This window comes from uncultured Chloroflexus sp. (assembly GCF_938091255.1).
Lineage (GTDB): Bacteria > Chloroflexota > Chloroflexia > Chloroflexales > Chloroflexaceae > Chloroflexus.
In genome coordinates, this window is the sequence record NZ_CALLJH010000073.1 from 19,487 (window position 1) to 37,768 (window position 18,282).

An 18,282-nucleotide genomic window follows, 5' to 3' on the forward strand; every position below is an offset into this window, starting at 1 on the left:
ACCAAGGCGCAGCTGCAACGAGGGTTAGATAGGGTGTTGGCGCGTATGGCCATCATCTTCGGCTTAGCGTTGCGGCAACACTCCCGCCAACGCAGCCCGCGCCGCCGCCGGGGTATTGGTAATCAAGCCGCTGGCCCCTAATGCAGCCAACGCGCGTAGCCGATCCGGATTGTCCACTGTCCAGACATTGACCTGATACCCGGCTCGGCGCACCTTTGGCAACACCCAATCGAGACCGGGCAAGCCGTGGTAAGGATGCCAAGCGGTCGCGCCAATTTGTCGCAACGCGCCAAACGGCCAAAATTCGCGCAGGCGCACGTCGGGTCGGTAGGTACGAATCCCCATCAGATAGCCACGGGCAATAGCCGGATCAACCGCGCGCAATTCGCGCAGGGCCTGCGGAAAAAATGACGAAACGATCACCTGATCAACCATGCTAAATTCACGGAGCAACTGCACACAGCGCGCCGCCATACCGGGCTTTTTCAATTCGAGGTTGAGCGATATACCCGCGCTTCGGGCCCAATCGAGCGTCTCGGCCAGCGTTGGCACCCGCTCGCCGCGAATATCGAGCCGGCGCAACTCGGCCAGCGTGAGGCGGGCTACCGGATCGGCACGACCATTCCAACGCGAGGTGTTATCGTCGTGAAAAACCACAATCTCGCCATCGGCCGTTGGTTGCAGATCGAGTTCGATCATGTCAGCCTGCTGGCGATACGCCAATTCAAACGCTGCCAACGTATTTTCCGGCGCGTCAGCCGACGCACCACGATGAGCGATGATTAACGGGGGCATAATCTTTTACGCACAAGCGCAAGCTGCGCAACGATTACACGGTTGTGAGTTATCATATACGATAACCATACCTACTTCGTAGTTTAGCATACCGTAAACAGTCGACAGCGGGGCGATTGTCGCCCCGCTGTCAGTATCGCCACGCCGTGCTTTGGCGTTAATGTCTCATCGTGCTTTAAGAGCTTAGGTCTGGTTGCGGAACTGCGAGATCGGCGAACCGGGCCTCTTCGGTTAGCATTGGATGGAGAATCCGCTGCATTGCCATAATGTGAGCGCAGGTACCCCACATCTTGAAGAATGAACAATCACACGCCCACTGACCATCGTGCAGTGAAATCACATGATCGCTGTTGCCGCCATGAAACGTTGCCCGCAGATCACTGATTTTGATTCGCTCCGGTTCGGCGGCATAGCGCCGGGCTTTCTCGATTTTGCCGATCATGTCCGAGTGCATAGGGAGACCTCCTTCGTCTCTGCCCGGAAAACATCAAGGGCGGCTACAGGCATCGGCCTGTACCGCCCTATTCACACCTCACCTGTGTTGTAACGCATGTTTTCATAGCCGGCCTCCTTAACTGGAGTTGTGCCGTTCTTAACACAGACTTATTATACGACCCGCAACCGACCTTCGTCAAGGATACGTTCAGCCACCGATGAGAGTAGACTCTACGCTTCCTGATGCAATAGAACGATCATTGCATCGGATTAACGACGGTTGCCATCCGCTAACCACCGTTGCGCATCCGCTCGGCCAAGGCGAGAATGCGCTGACCATATTCGGTACCCGGCCATGCCCAGCGGCCATTGAGGTCGGTGATGGTCGTCGCCACGCCACGCAGATGATCGGGCAGTGGCCGGCGCGAAAGTGCGTAGTCGATCAACTGCTGTTGGTAGGGCGTACCGGCGCCAACCGGCAAAGCGTAGGCCAACAACCGACCAAGGTGGGCCGGGATTGACTCCCCGACCCATGAAGCAAAACTAAGACCGGCTCGCCACACTTGGTTGGCTTCATCCCAAGCCCAGTCAGGGCCGGGCGGTTGATCCGGTGTGCCGGGGCGGGTTTCACCGGTGACGCCAATCCCGGCCGGGTTGCGGCGCGGACGTTGACACCACCACGATGTCAAGTGGCCGGTCTCGTGAGCGCATTGAGCGATAGCGAGGAACCAGTCGATCCCGGCTGCGTTGCCGGTTTCGGCATACCCGCGCACAATCACTTCGACATCGTAGGGGGTATAAGCAGTGCTACGTGGTGCTAGCCACGCAATCGCCGCTTCAGTCGTCCCGGTCGGTGGGCCAAGCAGCGTGCCTAGCAGTGGCGAGTGGGCAATAAATGGCAGATACACCGTGCTTATTTCTGGTTCTTGGGCACGAGTCAGATGACTGCTCAAGAAGATCAAGCCCAATGCCAGCACCGATCGGCGCGTGTAACGAGTGTTCATGGTTGTTCGCTCAAGAGGGTGCGGATGTCTTGGACATACACGCTGGCGGCAGTTCCATATTGATAAACGAACCGTAGCCGCCCATTTTGATCGATCAGGTAGCTTGCTGTGCTGTGGTTGACGCCGTCGCTGCCGTGATGGTGGTGACCACCACCGTGCTGGTAAGTCAAGCCGTATTCTTTGCTGATTCGGCGTAGAGTGGCATCGTTACCCTGTAAGCCGATAAAGCCATCACCGAAACCGCGCAGGTAAGCGGCCAGCACGTCGGGAGTGTCGTTGGTGGGATCGACGCTGATCAGCACAAAATGAACTCGTTCACCGGTGGGACCTAGCTCATCGCGGGCGCGGCGGAATTCGGCCAGCGTGATCGGGCAGTAATCGGGGCAGCGGGTATAGCCAAAATAGAGCAGCACTGGCTGGCCGCGTAAATCGCTGAGGCGCAACTCGCCGCCGGTGCTGGCCGGCAAACTGAAATCACTCAGCACCGTGGGCGGCTCGATTTTGGTGGACGACGTGACGGACGGTGTGTTGGCAACGGCACATGCGCTCAGGAGGGCAAGCAAGAGGAGGTAAAGTCGTAACATATCTCACCGTTGGAGCAGTGGCGTATAAACCGTGAAGAGTTGTTCAACCACCTGTAAGCGCACCGTAACGGTCAAGCCGGGAGTGATACCGGCAGCAGCGAAGGTGATAGCTCCTTCGTAGACACCAATAGGAAGGCCAGTATGGTTGATACGTAATCTCATTGTACCATCTTCAGCGCTGCCACTCAACCACGGTTCGCTCTGTACCACCTGCCAATCGGCGCGAACGCACGGTGAGCTGACCGTGAGCGGAGCAGGTGGATCGGCGGCGTATTGGGCGAAAACGCTCACCGTGGCCGGCTGAATCGGGATAGTTGATCCTTCGCTGAATGGGGTAAAGGTTGTTCCATCGGTGTAACGTACCCAAACCCCTTGGCCGCGATAATTGCCGTCGGGAACGGCGAGTGTAAGTGGATTGGCAATTGGCTGCGGTGCCGTAAAGATGGTCACAGCGTCAACGAACACGTCGGTGTTACCACTGCGCCAGAATTGGAAGATGAGGAATGGATCGTTGCCGTGATAGGTGAACGGGAGGGCGAATTCTTGATACTGACCAGCAGTGGCGAAATCGATTCCGCGCAGGCGTAACGGGCCGTATTCAACCCCGCCGCCTTTGATGCTGAATCGAGCTACCTCAGAGGTCGAGCTGTTGTTGGCAACCTTCAGGCGCACGTAGGCTACCAGTGGCCGATCCTTAAACACCACTGGATTGTAATCATACACCCACGCTGAGGTCTCACCACTGGTCAATCCTAAGCGAAACGCACCGCCGCCCCACGCTGCCGGATCGGCGACTCGTTCGCCTATACCCCAGAGCAGTTGGAACGTTCCATAGGTCTCATCAACGAGCCATCCCAGACTCAATTGCACGTGCGGCAGGGTAGGATGGTAAAGACCATAGAGGGTAACGCTCGGCTGGCGGTCACTGAGCGTCGTCGCTATCTCGGCAACTGGCAGGTTCGCGCCGAGGTAGATAGTATCGCTGACAACCGCTGTTGCGCCATAGATGTCGCGTGTTTTGACATAAACTGTGCGCCAGCCTTCGCCGGGCGGCAATTGGAAGCGGGTTTCGTGCGCAAACGGTTGCCACGAGGCGCCGAGAAAACAAGGATTATCGGCGACCATCATCTCGCTGGCTGGCCGGCGTCCGAAAAAGCCAACGGGAGCATCGGTTTGGTGAATATAGAGCGCCACACTCGGGTTCAGCGTGTTAACCGCCTCGTGCTCGATGATCACTGGGGCATACGCCGCATCATTGCCAAACATTTGTGCGATATACCCACGCCCGTCGCCAGCCCGACGGTAGTAGCCAAGCCCAATCTCACGATGACCGGCAGCCAGTAAGTTCGCGCGATGGCCCGGACTATTGAGCCAACCGTTGATCGCATCTTGCGGCCGCATGTAGCCGCAATACGCATTTTCAGCACCGCTACTCCCAATATAACCGAACCGTGGCGCACGATCGCTAGGCCATTGGCCGTTAGTATCTTGGTGCCCACAATAGGGCGTCGCTCGGTTTTCGACCGAATCCCACGCGAACCAGCGTGAGGCGTAGGTCAGTTGGCGATTCCAACGTAACGGTGGTTGACCAGCGTTGCGACGGGCCAGATTGCCATAGTAGACGGTCAGTGCTTCATCGAGCAACAGTTCATGGGTTTGAAGGGTAGGATCAAACGCGAGTGTCGGTGTGATTGTTAGCAGACACAATATGACAAAATAGCCCCAAAGCTTGATGGTTTTGTCAGACATACTACTTCTTTTGGTGCAGTCGTTGCCACCCAAAACCGTGTGGAACATTGCCGCTTATGGGTATCATAAGAGCATGTAGTAAAGATCGTCAATTGGCAATTTGTCAATAAGCTATGGATGCTTCTTGCGTGTACGCCGCTCTGCTACCCTGCAATCGAGAGGACAATACACTCTCTGTCCCTTCGCATAGGAGATTGCTTCAGGGATCTGCCCCCGCGCAACGACTGAATAAGAACGCCATTCCCCCTCCCCCCTCTCCCCCGCGGGGAGCAAGAACACCCCTCCCCCCCTCGTGGGGGAGGGGCTAGGGGTGAGGGGCCTGTCGGGCCGAGGGTGGGGGGCCTGTCGGGCCGAGGGTGAGGATCCCCCACCCCTCTCAGCGGATTGAGAGAGGCGGAATTCATTCCGCCCTACAGGTGACCATCCCCCTCCCCCCTGTGGGGGAGGGTGGTGTAGGGGCCGTTCCGTCGGCTACGATTACCCATCCCCCTCCCCCCCCTGTGGGGGAGGGGCTAGGGGTGGGGGGCCTGTCGGGCTAGGGGTGAGGGCCCGTCGGGCCGGGTGGGCCTGTCGGGCCGAGGGTTCTGTAGGGCGCCTCGCCCTCGCGCAATCACCGGGCGTGCCGTTCCCTTTCGTACCTTCTGCAAATTACGGTCAAGTTGTAAATAATTTTACAACCTTCTTTCTGCTTGACACAACACTGATCTCTGTGCTACACTAGCGGCGCGTGCGCGAATACCAAGATATGCACCCTACCACTCATCGTACACACTAGATGTAGTATTTGCTTCTAGTACGGTCTTTCCGCGTCGTGATGGAAGTTAAAATAACTCTTTACACTTTTGGGTGTCCTATCCCGGTTTCTCCGCGTGCCGATGGTTTGTCCAACAGAGGAGTATTCTAGCAATGACGAAACGAGAGCTTGTCCCTGCTAACCTGACCGACATCGCCCGCACGGTGTTGAAGAAGCGCTACCTGCTGAAAAATGAGCACGGTGATGTGATCGAGACGCCAGAGACGATGTTTTGGCGGGTGGCCGAGACGATTGCCGCCGTCGATGCGCGTTATGGCGCTTCGTCCGAGCAGGTCGAAGAGCGGGCCGAGCGCTTTTATCACCTCATGGCGCAGGGCTATTTCGAGCCAAACAGCCCAACACTGATGAATGCCGGACGGCCGCTCGGTCAGTTGAGCGCCTGTTTTGTATTGCCAATCGAGGATAATCTGACCAGCATCTACGAGACGCTCAAGCATCAGGCGCTGATCCATCAAAGCGGTGGCGGTACCGGCTTTAGCTTTTCGCGTCTGCGTCCACGCAATGATGTTGTGCGCAGTACAATGGGGGTGGCGAGCGGCCCGGTCAGTTTTATGGATGTCTATAACCATTCGACCGAGGCGATTAAGCAGGGTGGTACCCGCCGCGGTGCGAACATGGGTATTTTGCGCTGCGACCATCCTGATATTCTGGAGTTTATCACCTGTAAGCGTGATACGACCAAGATTACCAATTTTAACATCTCAGTTGCAGTTACCGATGCCTTTATGCGCGCGGTCGATCGCGATGAGGAGTATGATCTGATCAATCCGCGCACCGGCCAAGTGCATATTGCCTCCCGTGAAGGACTGAAGCATCCGCTGACCGGTGAGGTTTTGGTGCAGCCCGGCCAGCCGATGCGTCTCCGTGCGCGGATGGTCTTTGACCTGATCGTGGAGTCGGCCCACGCCACCGGCGAACCCGGCCTGTTCTTCATCGACCGTGCCAATGAGTATAATCCGGTGCCCCATCTCGGTGAGTATGAGGCGACCAATCCGTGCGGCGAGCAGCCATTGCTGGCCTACGATGTCTGCAACCTCGGCTCGGTCAATCTGGGCAAGTTCGTCACTCCCGACAAGCAGATCGATTGGGAACACCTACGCGAAGTGGTGCATGAGAGCACCCGCTTCCTCGACAATGTGATCGACGCGAACCATTATCCGCTCGAGCAAATTACCCAACTGAGCCAGCGCATCCGTCGGATTGGGTTAGGGGTGATGGGTTGGGCAGATATGTTGGTGAAGTTAGGTGTTCCCTACAATTCGCATGAGGCGATTGAGCTGGCGCGAAAGGTGATGCACTTCCTCGACGAAGAGAGTAAAGTCGCTTCCGAGCAGTTGGCTCGCGAGCGCGGCCCCTTCCCCGAATGGGAGTTCAGCATCTGGGGGCCGGACGATACCTGTGCCCGCCGACCTGACGGGTCGCGCATTCGTCCGCAGCGGCTGTTGCGTAACTGCAACGTGACTACTGTTGCTCCTACCGGTACGATCAGCATTATCGCTGGCTGTTCGTCGGGGATCGAGCCGCTGTTTGCCATTGCCTTCTGGCGTTATCAAGCTGATACCCGTATGCTTGACATCAACCAAGACTTTGTTGCACAGGCCAAGCGTGAGGGGTGGTACAGCGCCGAGCTGATGGAGCGGATCGCTGATACCGGTCACATCCACCATCCTGAAGTACCTGCCGAGGTACAGCGGGTCTGGGTAACCGCGCACGACATTGCGCCTGAGTGGCACGTGCGTATGCAGGCAGCGTTTCAAGAGTATACCGATAGCGCAATTTCCAAAACGATCAATTTCCCGCACGAAGCGACGCCCGATCAGGTGCGTGAAGCCTACGAGTTGGCCTTCCGCCTCGGTTGCAAGGGCATTACCGTCTACCGCGACGGCTCGCGTGAAAATCAGGTGTTGTCAACCGGTTCGACCGGTAAGAGCGAGCACAAGCCGGCTGAGCAGCCAGTCGCTGCTCCAGCGCCGGTGGAACTCACCCCGCGCCCGGTGCCTGCTGAGGGTCTGCCTAGCCACTCCTTCCCGGTGGTGACGCCGCTCGGCAAGCTGCGCCTGTTCGTCACCGAGCTGGAGGGTAAGCCGTTCGAGGTCTTTGCTATCATTGGCCGGGCCGGGAGCGATGTCACTGCCTTTACTGAAGCGATCGGGCGGCTGATCTCGTTGGCGCTGCGTTGTGGCGTGCCGGTCAAGTTGATCGCTGAGCAACTACGCGGGATCGGCGGTTCGCGTTCGGCGGGCTTTGGCCCGGATCGGGTGCGCTCGGTGCCCGATGCGATCGGTAAGGTGCTGCTTGATCACTACGTGAAGGGTAACGGGAATGGCAATGGGAATGGCAATGGGAATGACAGCAGCGAATACACGTTTGCCAGTGACTATAGCAACGGTGTTGTCGATGTGCCTACGCCGAAAAAGCAACCACCGATACCGATGACGCCGGTGATGCAGTTGCTGAAAGACCCAATGCATACTGCGCTGGAGTCGGGTGAGATTTGCCCTGAGTGCCAGAATGCGTCGATGCTGAACGAAGAAGGTTGCCGCAAGTGCCATTCGTGCGGCTATAGCGAATGTTAACAATCGCGTAGGATGAGGCAGGGCCGCACCAGCGTGCGGCCCTTTGCCATTGACCGTAACGCGCTGCCTCGTTACAATACAATCGCAACCTGTACAGACGCCCAGCAGTGCGTCTCCTGCGGCTCTGAGGAGTATGCAATGAACATTCGCGAGGCGATTGCCGCGGTGGTCGCGCGGCGCGATCTGACGCAGGCCGAAGCGGCCAGCGTGATGGAAGAGATTATGAGCGGGACGGCGACGCCGGCCCAGATTGGCGCTTTCCTGACCGCGTTGCATATCAAGGGCGAGACCGATGCCGAGATTGCCGGCATGGCAGCCGTCATGCGCGAAAAGGCGACTCACGTCTATTTCGATGGGCCGGTGATCGATACCTGTGGTACCGGCGGCGATGGTGCGCATACGTTTAATATCAGCACGACAGCAGCGTTTGTGGCGGCTGGCGCTGGCCTAACAGTGGCCAAGCACGGTAATCGCGCGATGTCGAGTGTGTGCGGTAGTGCCGATGTGCTAGAAGGGCTTGGCGTACAGATCGAGCTAGACGCCGAGGGAGTGGCGCGCTGCTTACGTGATGCCGGTATCGGCTTTATGTTTGCCCCCAAGTTCCATCCGGCGATGCGGTTTGCCGGGCCAGTGCGGCGCGAGATCGGTATTCGCACCGTGTTTAACATTCTCGGCCCGTTGACCAACCCAGCCCGCGCCCGCTATCAAGTGTTAGGGGTGGCGAGTGCAGCGCTGGCCGAAAAGCTGGCTAACGCCCTCAGCCGGCTCGAAACCGTTCACGCGCTGGTCGTGCATGGCGATGGCGGTGTTGATGAGTTAACCCTTTCCGGCCCCAACCTGATCTTCGAGGTGCGGGCCGGGCAGTCGCCACGCCAGATGATGGTCGCACCGGAAGATATCGGGTTGGCGCGCGCGCCGCGCGAAGCGTTGCGCGGCGGCGATGTCGCCTATAACGTGGCGATTGTGCGGGCGATTCTGAGCGGAGAAGAGCAGGGGCCACGTCGCGATGTGGTGTTGTTCAATGCCGCAGCAGCGTTAGTTGCCGGCGACCTCGCGCCCGATCTGGTCACCGGCGTCAAAATGGCGCGGGCCAGTATCGATAGCGGACGGGCGCTCGAACGGCTCAACCGGATGATTGCGGTCAGTCGCGGCGAGGCGTAATTGGTGATGTGCAATGCAACGGTGCAAAGGGTGTCGCTAGCACCGTTGCGCCTTCGTGTTTGAATAGAGACAACCATTGCTATGGCCCAAGACATCCGTCTCACCCGCCTACGCCGCCGCCGGTTTGCCCTCTGGCGATTGATCATTGCCAACATTATCGATGACCTACGTATTGTGCGTGAGGCATGGTTCCCGATTACCGCTCTCATGTTAGTGTTGGCGAGTTGTACCATCTACATGCGATGGTTTTATCTGCCGGAACGGCTTGATGTTCCGCCTGATACCGCGTTTGCGCTCTTCGAGACGCTCAAGTTACTGGTGTTTCAAACCGATCTCGATCTGCCTGATGAATTGACTGGGCGTATACTCTTCTTTCTGACCCCGCTGCTTGGTCTCTTCTTTCTATTACAAAGCGCAGTTGACGTGGGCCGTTTGTTAGTTGACAAACGCGCCCGCCCCGAACGTTGGCAAGAATCGTTGGCCATTACCTATCGCGGTCACATGATTGTCTGTGGTCTTGGACGGGTTGGCTATCGTGCAGTGCTCCAGTTGCTCGATTGCCGCCGTGAGGTTGTGGCCGTTGAAATGAATCCGTACTGTGAATTTATTCCTATCCTTAGTAGTTTGGGAGTACCGGTAGTACGCGGCGATGCTCGTGATCCGGCTGTGCTAGTGCGGGCCGGGCTGAAGCGGGCGCAGGGGCTGATTGCCACCATCGACGATGATCTGAAGAATCTCGAGATTGCGCTAGCAGCGCGCCGCATTCGGCCTGAATTGCCAACGGTGCAGCGCATCTTTAGCCGTGCCCTCGATGCTCGTATCGAACGTACCTTTGGTCGCAATTCGGCGTTTAGCCCGGCGGCCTTGGCTGCGCCAACATTTGCTGCCGCTTTGCTCAGCTCGAATGTGCGCTACGTGCTCGATCTACCAGCCGGTTTGCTCGGAGTGGCTTATCTCACCGTCAGTAATGATAGCCCGTTAATTGGGCCGGTGGCCGATCTGGAAGCTCGTTTCGGAGTGCGTCGCTTGCCCGGACCAAATGCCAATCTGCCTATTTTGCCCAGTGAAGAGATCGCGCTGGTTGGCCCGCTTCCCGCACTTGAGGCTGTCCAGCTAGCTAATCATCCACGCCCAAAGCCGAACGTTGATCGGCTGATCGTGTGTGGCTTGGGGAAAGTTGGTACGCAAGTGGTGCGCCTGCTCAATCGGCGCGAGCCACGTCCGCCGCTGACCGTCATCTGCACGGTTGAGACACCGCAACGCTATATCGAGGCGCTGACCGGGCAAGGGGTGCAGGTACTGCGCGGCGATGCGCGTGATCCAGAATTGTTGCGTGAGGCAGGTATTGAGCAGGCGACGGCATTGGCCGCGCTCTATAGCGATGATCTGCTTAATTTGCAGATCGGGCTAGCGGTGCGCAGTATGTACCCTGATGTGCATTTGGTACTGCGCGTCTTTAGCGATGTGCTGGCTGACCGGCTGGCCGATCTGTTCGGCATTCGCACCGCCTTTAGCACCTCGGCGCTAGCCGCGCCCAGTCTGGTGGCGGCGGCGCTGTTGCCGGATGTTGAATCGGCGTTTGACATTGGTGATCAATTGCTAGTTGTACGCCGCCAAGTGGTCACCGATCGTCGAAGTGGGAAGACGGTTGCTGATCTGCGTGCTGCCGGTCAGTTGCCGTTGAGTCTGCGCCGCAGTGGAGAATTTCAATGGTTGCCGCCCGATAATCTGGTGATTGAGAGCGGAGATGAGGTAGAGGTGTTGACCTATTTGATGTAAGATATACGAACAGTGTCTTGCTTTTAGTAAAAATGTTGTTGTGTTTATGCTTTTTTTGAAGTTAAGTTCCAAAGTAGCCATGTTATGCATCCGGCAAGAAATGACAAATAACCTAATAAAGATAATGATGTAGTGATTAAATTACTAGACAAGATATCTCCTATAAAACCGGTTTGGAAAAAGGTGAAGATATCGAATGTAGGTAAAGTGAAACGCGTCAAAAACAAGTCAGTTATACTCGTGCGCTCAAGTCCATACGCTGTTGTCCCTTCAGGAAAATAGCCGAGAGTGATCCGGATCAACAACATCAACATCCATCCGCAGCTTGCAAGTGCTCCAAAAAGTGCCAAACCCGTCCAACGTCGCTTAGCCAAAGCATCAATGATAGCGGCAAGGCCAATTGCGTACCACACGGCTAAGCTGGTCAGCCGGCGGGCGCCGAACGTACCGCTGCCATGCCAATCGGTCAACCAACCGTTGAACGTAATGTACAACAATGCGCTACCGAGCAACGAAATACCTAGTATCGGGCTGCGGCGCGCGAGCAACACTAATCCTATGAGGCCTGCCATAGCGGCTGGCGACCATTGCACGAGACCGAAACGAGCAAAGAAAAGTTCAAGAATATGCAGTTCCTGCCAATTAATGCTCGGTGTAGCCTCCGGCTTGATAAATGGTGATCCGTAAATAATCTGCCATATTATGATTTGGGGGCTAAATACTATCAAAGCCGTTAAACCGGCAATGAAGATACCGATCATCATGGGTCGCCATTGGTGAGGAGTATGGCGTGTCTGCCACAGCAAATAGCATGTGCCGATCACAGGAATGATGAGGAGTAGAACAGTGGCCCAATATGTGATTGCGACTAGACCAGCCGCGACGCCGAGCGTGAACCAACGCTTGTAGCTCGGTTGTTCTTGCACTCGGATCCAAGCTAAGACCATAAAAGCGCAAGCAAATGCGTTGAGTGCGTGAGCAAACCCACCTTCGCGCATACTATAAAACCAAAGCGTGCTGCCAAAAAAGGCCGTCAGTGCGCCGAGGGCGCTTTCTATGGGGCTAAACCAACGCCGGGCGCAATAGTACGCGATGATGGTGGTGCCAAACCCAAAGAGCGCGCTTACTAAGGTAGCGGTTGCAATGGCGCCAATATCGTGCCCGTCACCTCCGAAGAGCCACCGATATCCAGCTAGTGGTAGTATCCAAAATAATGATGGACCAACTGACCAAGGATTATCGACAAATCCGCGACTGGTGAAGCGGATTGGCATTTGGGGGGCAAGTGCAGCGAACGTTTCTTCCATGCCAAGATCGCCGCGATAGATAATAGCGCGAGCATATGCATAGTAGCCTACTCCATCGCTTGAAATGTATGGAAGAAACGTCAGCACGATCGTAATGATGCCAATTCCTGCTAACCATCCGACAATAATCCGATCAGTGTGAACGTAAGAAGATAGCCACCGTTTGCCGCTCCGATATACGATGATGGTGAGTAGAAACACAAAACTGATATTAGATACCCACCATGCTATCTCTAACCGCCACTCTGGATATATTGATCCTGTAATGATGACCCCTAAAAGAATAATTGGTGTCAAAAATAGTTGATAACCATTATTGTTCGTCAAACCTGTCCAAGAGATGCCGGCGAGTGCGAGCGGGAGAAATGGCGCGAGAAAGAATGTGGCGAAAAGATCGCTAACGTTTGTCGCTATCATATGTAGTTTTGTCTGTAGGAGTAATATGCCCAGCGAGCGCGGGTCATTGTGGGCATATAAGGGGGGAAATATGCTTAGAGCAAGCTCGCATTGACCGGGTTTGATCATCATCTGATAAAGCCGCTGGCCCGGAATAATAGCGACCTGTAAAGGCGGCTGGTTGCATATCTTCAGGGTCAAGGTTGCAAGGTCAGGTCGCGCGACTTTGAGATACAGAAGTGCTGGTCTCTCCGGTGGGATTGGCCAGAATTGCAGTGATGCCCCTTGGTCGGGTGTCCAACGGAAGGTTATGTTCTGGGTAGCAGAACGTTCACGCGCGTAACATCGTTTGACGTAACTGCCATCACTTGCCGTGCCAATGGTAGCGCCTTGAGACGATATGGCTTGCGTTTGCCAAACAGCACCGAGCATAATACTCAAAACAGCCAATATTAGAGCAATAGCTTTCGCTTTATTTTCAATTAATCGAGAGTATAATCTTATCATATCATTGTTTCGTCAGTTTTTTGATTTGAAATTTGATTCAAGTACGTAATATCACCTTTCAAACACTACCTTCCCTCCCACCATTGTCAACATCACCTGCGCCGCCGCGATCTGGTCAGGTGGGCCGCAAGTAATGTCACGGTCTAGCAGGACGAGGTCGGCTACATAACCGGGTGCTAGCCGGCCCAATTCGTGTTCGCGGAAGCCGGCGTAGGCGGCCCATGTGGTATAGCCAGCTAATGCTTCAGCTACCGTCAGCCGCTGATCAGGAAAATCGCTCTCTAGCGGGCTGAGATCGAGCTTGCCCCGCGTGCAGGCTACCTGTATCCCACGGAGTGGATCGGGATCGGCGACCGGCCAATCGCTGCCGAGTGCCATCTGTGTGCCAGCACGAAGAAGATCACGCCATGGAAAGCCAAACCGGTGGCGTTGTGGCCCTACCAATCGCCACCACGGGTTAGCTAGATCCATACCGAAATCGACATGCAACGGCTGCACTGAAGCAATCACGCCAAGGGTGGCAAAGCGGGGGATATCCGTTGGATCGACAATCTCGGCATGTTCGATCCGATGACGGGCGTCGCGTCGGCCATTAACCCGTTGGGCAGTAGCAAAAGCTTCGAGGGTCTGGCGCACACCGCCATCACCAATGGCATGCACACAGACCTGTAACCCGGCCGCGTCGGCGCGCGTGATGAGATCAACGAATTCTGCCGGGTCGTAGTTGGCAACCCCGCGCTCGCCGCTGCCATCGGCATATGGTTCGATCATCAGGGCCGTTTTGGCTTCAACCACTCCGTCGACAAACAGCTTAACCGCATCGGTCTGCACGAAAGGATGCGGATGATGGTGGGCATCGGCGGCCCACGCTGCGATTCGATCTGGATCAGTCCCCGGTGACAGCGAGAGGGGCACGCGGATGCGCAAGGTTAATTCACCCGCAGCCGCCAGCTCGCGGTAGCGGGTACGTTGCGCTTCATCGCCGTCCATATTGTGGACGCCGGTTAATCCCAGCGCTGCCAGCTCGCGCAGCGCGCGACGCAGCAAATCGCGCAGCTCAGCTTCGGTCGGCGGCGGGACGCAACGCCGCACCAGATCCATTGCTGGTGCTTCGCGCAACTCGCCGCTAGCCCGCCCGTCTGCACCCATCACTACGGTGCTAAATGGATGGCCCGTTTCCGCTCCGCCCAAGATGCCCGCAATCTGCAAGGCAACCGTATTCGCCCACGCTGTATGCCCGTCAAAGGCGGTCAACAATACCGGTCGGTCGGGAACGACTGCATCGAGTAAGCGCCGGTCAGGCACCTGACCATCAGCAAACAACCGATAGCGCCAACCGCGTCCGATTAGCCACGGCAAATGCGGGTGGGCGGCGGCGTAAGTTGCTAGCCGGGACTGCAACTCGGCGACGCTCTGGACATCTTCGAGGCGCAGCACCCCTAACGCGCGCGCCCCATTGTGCAGGTGGAAATGACAGTCGGTCAAGCCGGGTAGCGCCAACATCCCGTCGCCATCAATCACAATCGTTGTTGCGCGTTGCCACTGGGTCGCATCGCGGTCAGGGCCAACCCAAATGATGCGCTCGCCGCTGATAGCGATCGCATACCGCCCGGCTTGCCCGGTCAAAATCACATTACGCAGCAGCAAATCAGTTAGCGGCATAAGATTACGTCATACGGGCAGCGCGCTGCTCTGCCCCTCGTGCCCCGTCAAGAAACCGTCTGGGCGCAGCGCGCTGCTCTGCCTCTCGTGCCTTATCAATAGCCGGTATGGTAGCGCACTGCGCCCCTACGGTGATCTTTTATCGCACCAAGCTCAACAATACACTCAACGTCACCAAACTTGCAAACGACGACACCACCACCGTACTCACCACCAACTGCGGGCGGGTATCAAACTCAATCGCTAGAATAGTTGTATTTACTGCAGTCGGCATCCCGGCCATCATCACCCCCACCCCTAGCGCAATGCCGTCCATGCCGAGCAAACGGGCTAAGCCAAAGGCGAGGATCGGCGACACGATCAGACGGATCGCAGTGGCAAACGCGACCATCGTTGGCTGCACAATCGGCGCGCCGGCCCCCAATTGCACGCCGAGGATGAGCAGCATCACCGGTAGCGCCGCCTCGCTGAGCAGTGCCACCCCTTCAAACAAGCTGCGGGCAATGCCGGTGGCTTCCGCCGGATGAAACCCGATCCCACGCAATGCCAACGCGCCAGCCACCGCATAAATCTGCGGCATGTGGGTGAGGCGGTCAAACACCTGCCGCCATGCCTGTTTGCGGCCGCCAGCCGCGCCGGCAGCCGCCACCCCGACTCCTAGCGTCTGCGCCATGATGGATTGTATGATAAAGTAAAACACCCCTAACGTAAAGCCAGACTCGCCGAAGGCGAAGCGCGACGCCGGCAAGCCATAGTTACCCGAATTCATAAACATACTGGTCAACAACAGCGCCGTCACCTCTTTGCCCTTCAGTCGCAAGACCAACGCGCACAGCCAGACCGTCAGCGCCATCAGCGCCAGCACTCCCACCGAAAAAAAGAGCATGCGCCCCGCGTCAGGTCCGCTTAAGTCGGCTCGTACCAAGGCGACAAAGATCAACGCTGGGCTTAGGCCGTAAATCATCAACCGGTTGAGCGTGACCAGATCGAGTGGCAAGGCCCGACGTAAGGCAAACCCTGCCGCAGCCACCACCGCAATCGGCAAGAGCACTTCAATCAGAACCGCAATCATCGTCCCCTCGGCAGCAATACTTTACAAGTCAAATATCATAGCATAGGTTGGCGCGGCAAGATGAGGTAGCCAAAGACCTATCGAGACAAACGTGGCGGTTTTCAATGGCCCTTTACTTATGTCACTATGGGAGGCGATTCGGGAATGATGGTGTATGATCATTACGCTCCTGAACGAGACAGGGCTTCGTGCCTCGCGCAGGGCAATCTGTAACTGGCTACGTCGCTATAGTATTGGTCTCCTGCCGGATGGGTGCGGCCAACACGGTTACTGCGCCGTCGCGCACGCAACAGCAACCCCGCTATCGTCATCACCTGCTGCTAGCCGGTATCAAGCGTATTGCGGTACAAGAACGCCAAGGCATGTTGGTAAGGTTCGGTTTGCCGGTTTGGGCTAGGGTAAGAAGACAAAATTTAGTACCATCAGAGGGTTTTGTTATTGGTTCACTATTGGTACCATGTGTATGGTAGACTCTTGGCACGAAACTAATTTCAGCACCAGTTATACCCATTTTCGTGTAGGAGCTAGATATGTTGAGACACAACGTATGGTGGTTCATTCTAGTGATATGCTCACTGCTGTTAGCTCCGCTAAGCAATGTTGATCGGGCATATGCAACTCAGGCTGAATCTATTGCGTCCCCCTCTCCGTCAGTGCTTGACAATGCAGCAATGGACGTTCCAGCCGCAAAACCGGCGCCTATCGTCCTCAATCAGGGCGGGGTGAGTGTGAGCATTCTTTCTTCGCCAGCTCGCTTACGGAGCGGACAGGATTTGATTTACACGGTTACATACAGTAACAATAGTGGCGTAACCCTTAGTAATGCACGGATCAAGATCACGTGGAATTTTTGGAGTGTTGGCCGACAAACGACGCTGGACCCTGACAAATTCCAGCAGCACTGTCGCGATACTGGGGTGAATGCATGTGGGCCACTCAAGGTAAGCGGCCCACCTATTACTCGGAGCGGTTCAGCCGATTATAATTTGACAACTGCTGTTGGTGGTTTTACCTACACCATCGGCGATGGTACTCTCGCTAACGGTGCAAGCGGTAGTTTCCAGATTGCACTGCGGGTACCCGAATTTGTTTATCCCGTGTTTGGCAAAGACCCGCGGCGGCCTTCCGCTTCGGCTGAGTTCCTCGTTGGGAGTGACAATACGGCCCGTGCCACTGCCAACACTTCGGCGCTAGTGGAAGGGCCACTCTTCCGGCTCGAAAAGGAGCGTACCGCTAGTGGTCTCACGCCGCGTATTTTCCCAACTCAAACCGGCGAATATCGTCTGCGCCTCGCTAATGTCGATCGCGAAGATGCGATTACGGCTACAAATGTCAAGCTTACCGACATTATTCCCATCGGCGCTGAGTTTGTTAGTAGTGTACGCGGGCCAGACCGTACTAATTTTCCGCCGACGGTCACCACTATTAATGGTCGGCCAGCGTTGGTATGGACATTGGCGCAGCTTGCACGTGGCGAGTCGGTCGATATCTTTGTTACCTTCCGCAAGCTCGACGTGCTACCCTGTGATCGGATGACCAACCGTAAGACGGAGTACTATGTCACCAGCGACGAAGTGCCGTTTAAGCTCAATACCACAGAACGCTATACCTTTGCGCCGCAAACAGGTGATGTGACATACAATGTGCGCCCACCGGTGGAGGTGGTGTTTGGGCCTACTCAAACCGTCATCTTTGGTGAACGGGGCAGCTTCACGTTTAAAGTGCGCAACTACTGGCCACAACCGCTCAATGGCTTACAGGTTAAGATCGAGTTACAGCCAAATGTGCGCTACGTACCGGGCAGCGCCAGCAATGTTGGCTCCTTCACTACTCAGCCGCCGAGTTCAGGGAATGGCGGCTTCCTGATTTGGAAAATCAATATGCCGGCGGGCAATATTAATACACCGGTTGAGCAGAGCTTTTCGTTTGAAGTGACGGCACGCTATTCGACAGTGGGGAATGGCCTAGGTTCTGGTACGACCTTAGGTGATGTGATCGTGCCGACTGGTGTTCCGCAAGATTGCTCCCTTGGTGATATCGGTGGTTTCAAAGTTGTGCCCCGCTTGGAAGTTGCTAAATACTCAGAAGCTGATAGGAGCGGTACGACCTACATTGCCCGTAACAATCAACCGTTTCAGTACATTATCTCGCTGAGCAATAACGGCTCTAGCCAAATGACCGGCATTGAAGTGCGCGATTTATTACCGGCTGGCAATCAAGCCGATTTTTCGTATGTGCTCAATAGCGCAACGATTGACAGCGGTAATCCTGATAATGGTACACCATTTGAGCCAGCGATTAGCTCGACGACAGTGGGGACGCTTGAGCGCATAACCTTGATCTGGTCAGATATTACCCTTGCGCCGGGTGAGACACGTTATATCCGCTATAACGTCATTACTCGCGGTCAGTTGCAAACTCGTACCTATTGCAACGACCTC

The 18,282-nt window shown here is 56.1% G+C and carries 11 protein-coding genes and 1 pseudogene; 4 read left to right on the forward strand and 8 right to left on the reverse strand.

Translation table 11 applies throughout. The features are described from left to right. Nucleotides 1-63: 63 nt before the first annotated feature. The 5 genes from Q1A00_RS18260 to Q1A00_RS18280 all read right to left on the reverse strand — a co-directional run bounded on the left by Q1A00_RS18260 (nt 64) and on the right by Q1A00_RS18280 (nt 4,567). Entirely contained in the window at nt 64-795 is a 732-nt protein-coding gene (locus tag Q1A00_RS18260) for a glycerophosphodiester phosphodiesterase family protein (protein WP_298403338.1), read from the reverse strand. 175 nt (nt 796-970) lie between these two features. Further along, on the reverse strand, nt 971-1,249 hold the full coding sequence (locus Q1A00_RS18265) for a hypothetical protein (protein WP_298403335.1): 279 nt from the start codon (nt 1,247-1,249) through the stop codon (nt 971-973). A gap of 271 nt (nt 1,250-1,520) precedes the next feature. After that, on the reverse strand, nt 1,521-2,234 hold the full coding sequence (locus Q1A00_RS18270) for a glucosaminidase domain-containing protein (RefSeq protein WP_299758331.1): 714 nt from the start codon (nt 2,232-2,234) through the stop codon (nt 1,521-1,523). After that, nucleotides 2,231-2,818, reverse strand: a complete 588-nt coding sequence (locus tag Q1A00_RS18275; RefSeq protein ID WP_299758334.1) for an SCO family protein — start codon at nt 2,816-2,818, stop codon at nt 2,231-2,233. The genes Q1A00_RS18270 and Q1A00_RS18275 overlap by 4 nt, the downstream gene beginning before the upstream one ends. 3 nt (nt 2,819-2,821) lie before the next feature. Continuing rightward, the gene (locus Q1A00_RS18280; protein ID WP_299758337.1) at nt 2,822-4,567 is read right to left on the reverse strand and encodes a CAP domain-containing protein; all 1,746 of its coding nucleotides are present in this window, start codon (nt 4,565-4,567) and stop codon (nt 2,822-2,824) included. Nucleotides 4,568-5,473: 906 nt separating this feature from the next. On the opposite strand from Q1A00_RS18280, the gene Q1A00_RS18285 reads away from it, so the two are divergent. The 3 genes from Q1A00_RS18285 (at nt 5,474) to Q1A00_RS18295 (ending at nt 10,897) form a co-directional block, all read left to right on the forward strand. Beyond that, entirely contained in the window at nt 5,474-7,957 is a 2,484-nt protein-coding gene (locus Q1A00_RS18285) for a vitamin B12-dependent ribonucleotide reductase (protein ID WP_298405246.1), read from the forward strand. A 138-nt stretch (nt 7,958-8,095) separates the two neighbouring features. Next, entirely contained in the window at nt 8,096-9,118 is a 1,023-nt protein-coding gene (trpD, locus tag Q1A00_RS18290) for an anthranilate phosphoribosyltransferase (RefSeq protein ID WP_298405249.1), read from the forward strand. Between the two features lie 81 nt (nt 9,119-9,199). Further along, nucleotides 9,200-10,897 (forward strand): TrkA family potassium uptake protein, encoded by a 1,698-nt coding sequence (locus Q1A00_RS18295; protein ID WP_298405252.1) that lies wholly within the window; start codon nt 9,200-9,202, stop codon nt 10,895-10,897. A 44-nt stretch (nt 10,898-10,941) separates the two neighbouring features. Here the strand turns inward: Q1A00_RS18295 and Q1A00_RS18300 are convergent, their stop codons facing one another. From Q1A00_RS18300 to Q1A00_RS18310, 3 genes are all read right to left on the reverse strand, one after another. Beyond that, complete coding sequence (locus tag Q1A00_RS18300; protein ID WP_298405254.1) at nt 10,942-13,107, reverse strand: glycosyltransferase family 39 protein; 2,166 nt, start codon at nt 13,105-13,107, stop codon at nt 10,942-10,944. A gap of 51 nt (nt 13,108-13,158) precedes the next feature. Beyond that, nucleotides 13,159-14,769, reverse strand: a complete 1,611-nt coding sequence (locus tag Q1A00_RS18305) for an amidohydrolase (protein WP_299758342.1) — start codon at nt 14,767-14,769, stop codon at nt 13,159-13,161. Between the two features lie 139 nt (nt 14,770-14,908). Then, nucleotides 14,909-15,841, reverse strand: a complete 933-nt coding sequence (locus Q1A00_RS18310; RefSeq protein WP_298405258.1) for an AEC family transporter — start codon at nt 15,839-15,841, stop codon at nt 14,909-14,911. A gap of 986 nt (nt 15,842-16,827) precedes the next feature. On the opposite strand from Q1A00_RS18310, the pseudogene Q1A00_RS18315 reads away from it, so the two are divergent. Continuing rightward, nucleotides 16,828-18,282, forward strand: a pseudogene (locus Q1A00_RS18315) (DUF11 domain-containing protein); the annotation flags it as partial.

Bases quoted from the DNA above. Each gene is read 5' to 3' on its own strand.
- Q1A00_RS18300 (WP_298405254.1), bottom strand. From the start codon at position 13,107: ATGATAAGATTATACTCTCGATTAATTGAAAATAAAGCGAAAGCTATT.
- Q1A00_RS18270 (WP_299758331.1), bottom strand. From the start codon at position 2,234: ATGAACACTCGTTACACGCGCCGATCGGTGCTGGCATTGGGCTTGATC.
- Q1A00_RS18280 (WP_299758337.1), bottom strand. From the start codon at position 4,567: ATGTCTGACAAAACCATCAAGCTTTGGGGCTATTTTGTCATATTGTGT.
- Q1A00_RS18260 (WP_298403338.1), bottom strand. From the start codon at position 795: ATGCCCCCGTTAATCATCGCTCATCGTGGTGCGTCGGCTGACGCGCCG.
- Q1A00_RS18265 (WP_298403335.1), bottom strand. From the start codon at position 1,249: ATGCACTCGGACATGATCGGCAAAATCGAGAAAGCCCGGCGCTATGCC.
- trpD (WP_298405249.1), top strand. From the start codon at position 8,096: ATGAACATTCGCGAGGCGATTGCCGCGGTGGTCGCGCGGCGCGATCTG.
- Q1A00_RS18275 (WP_299758334.1), bottom strand. From the start codon at position 2,818: ATGTTACGACTTTACCTCCTCTTGCTTGCCCTCCTGAGCGCATGTGCC.
- Q1A00_RS18310 (WP_298405258.1), bottom strand. From the start codon at position 15,841: ATGATTGCGGTTCTGATTGAAGTGCTCTTGCCGATTGCGGTGGTGGCT.
- Q1A00_RS18305 (WP_299758342.1), bottom strand. From the start codon at position 14,769: ATGCCGCTAACTGATTTGCTGCTGCGTAATGTGATTTTGACCGGGCAA.
- Q1A00_RS18285 (WP_298405246.1), top strand. From the start codon at position 5,474: ATGACGAAACGAGAGCTTGTCCCTGCTAACCTGACCGACATCGCCCGC.
- Q1A00_RS18295 (WP_298405252.1), top strand. From the start codon at position 9,200: ATGGCCCAAGACATCCGTCTCACCCGCCTACGCCGCCGCCGGTTTGCC.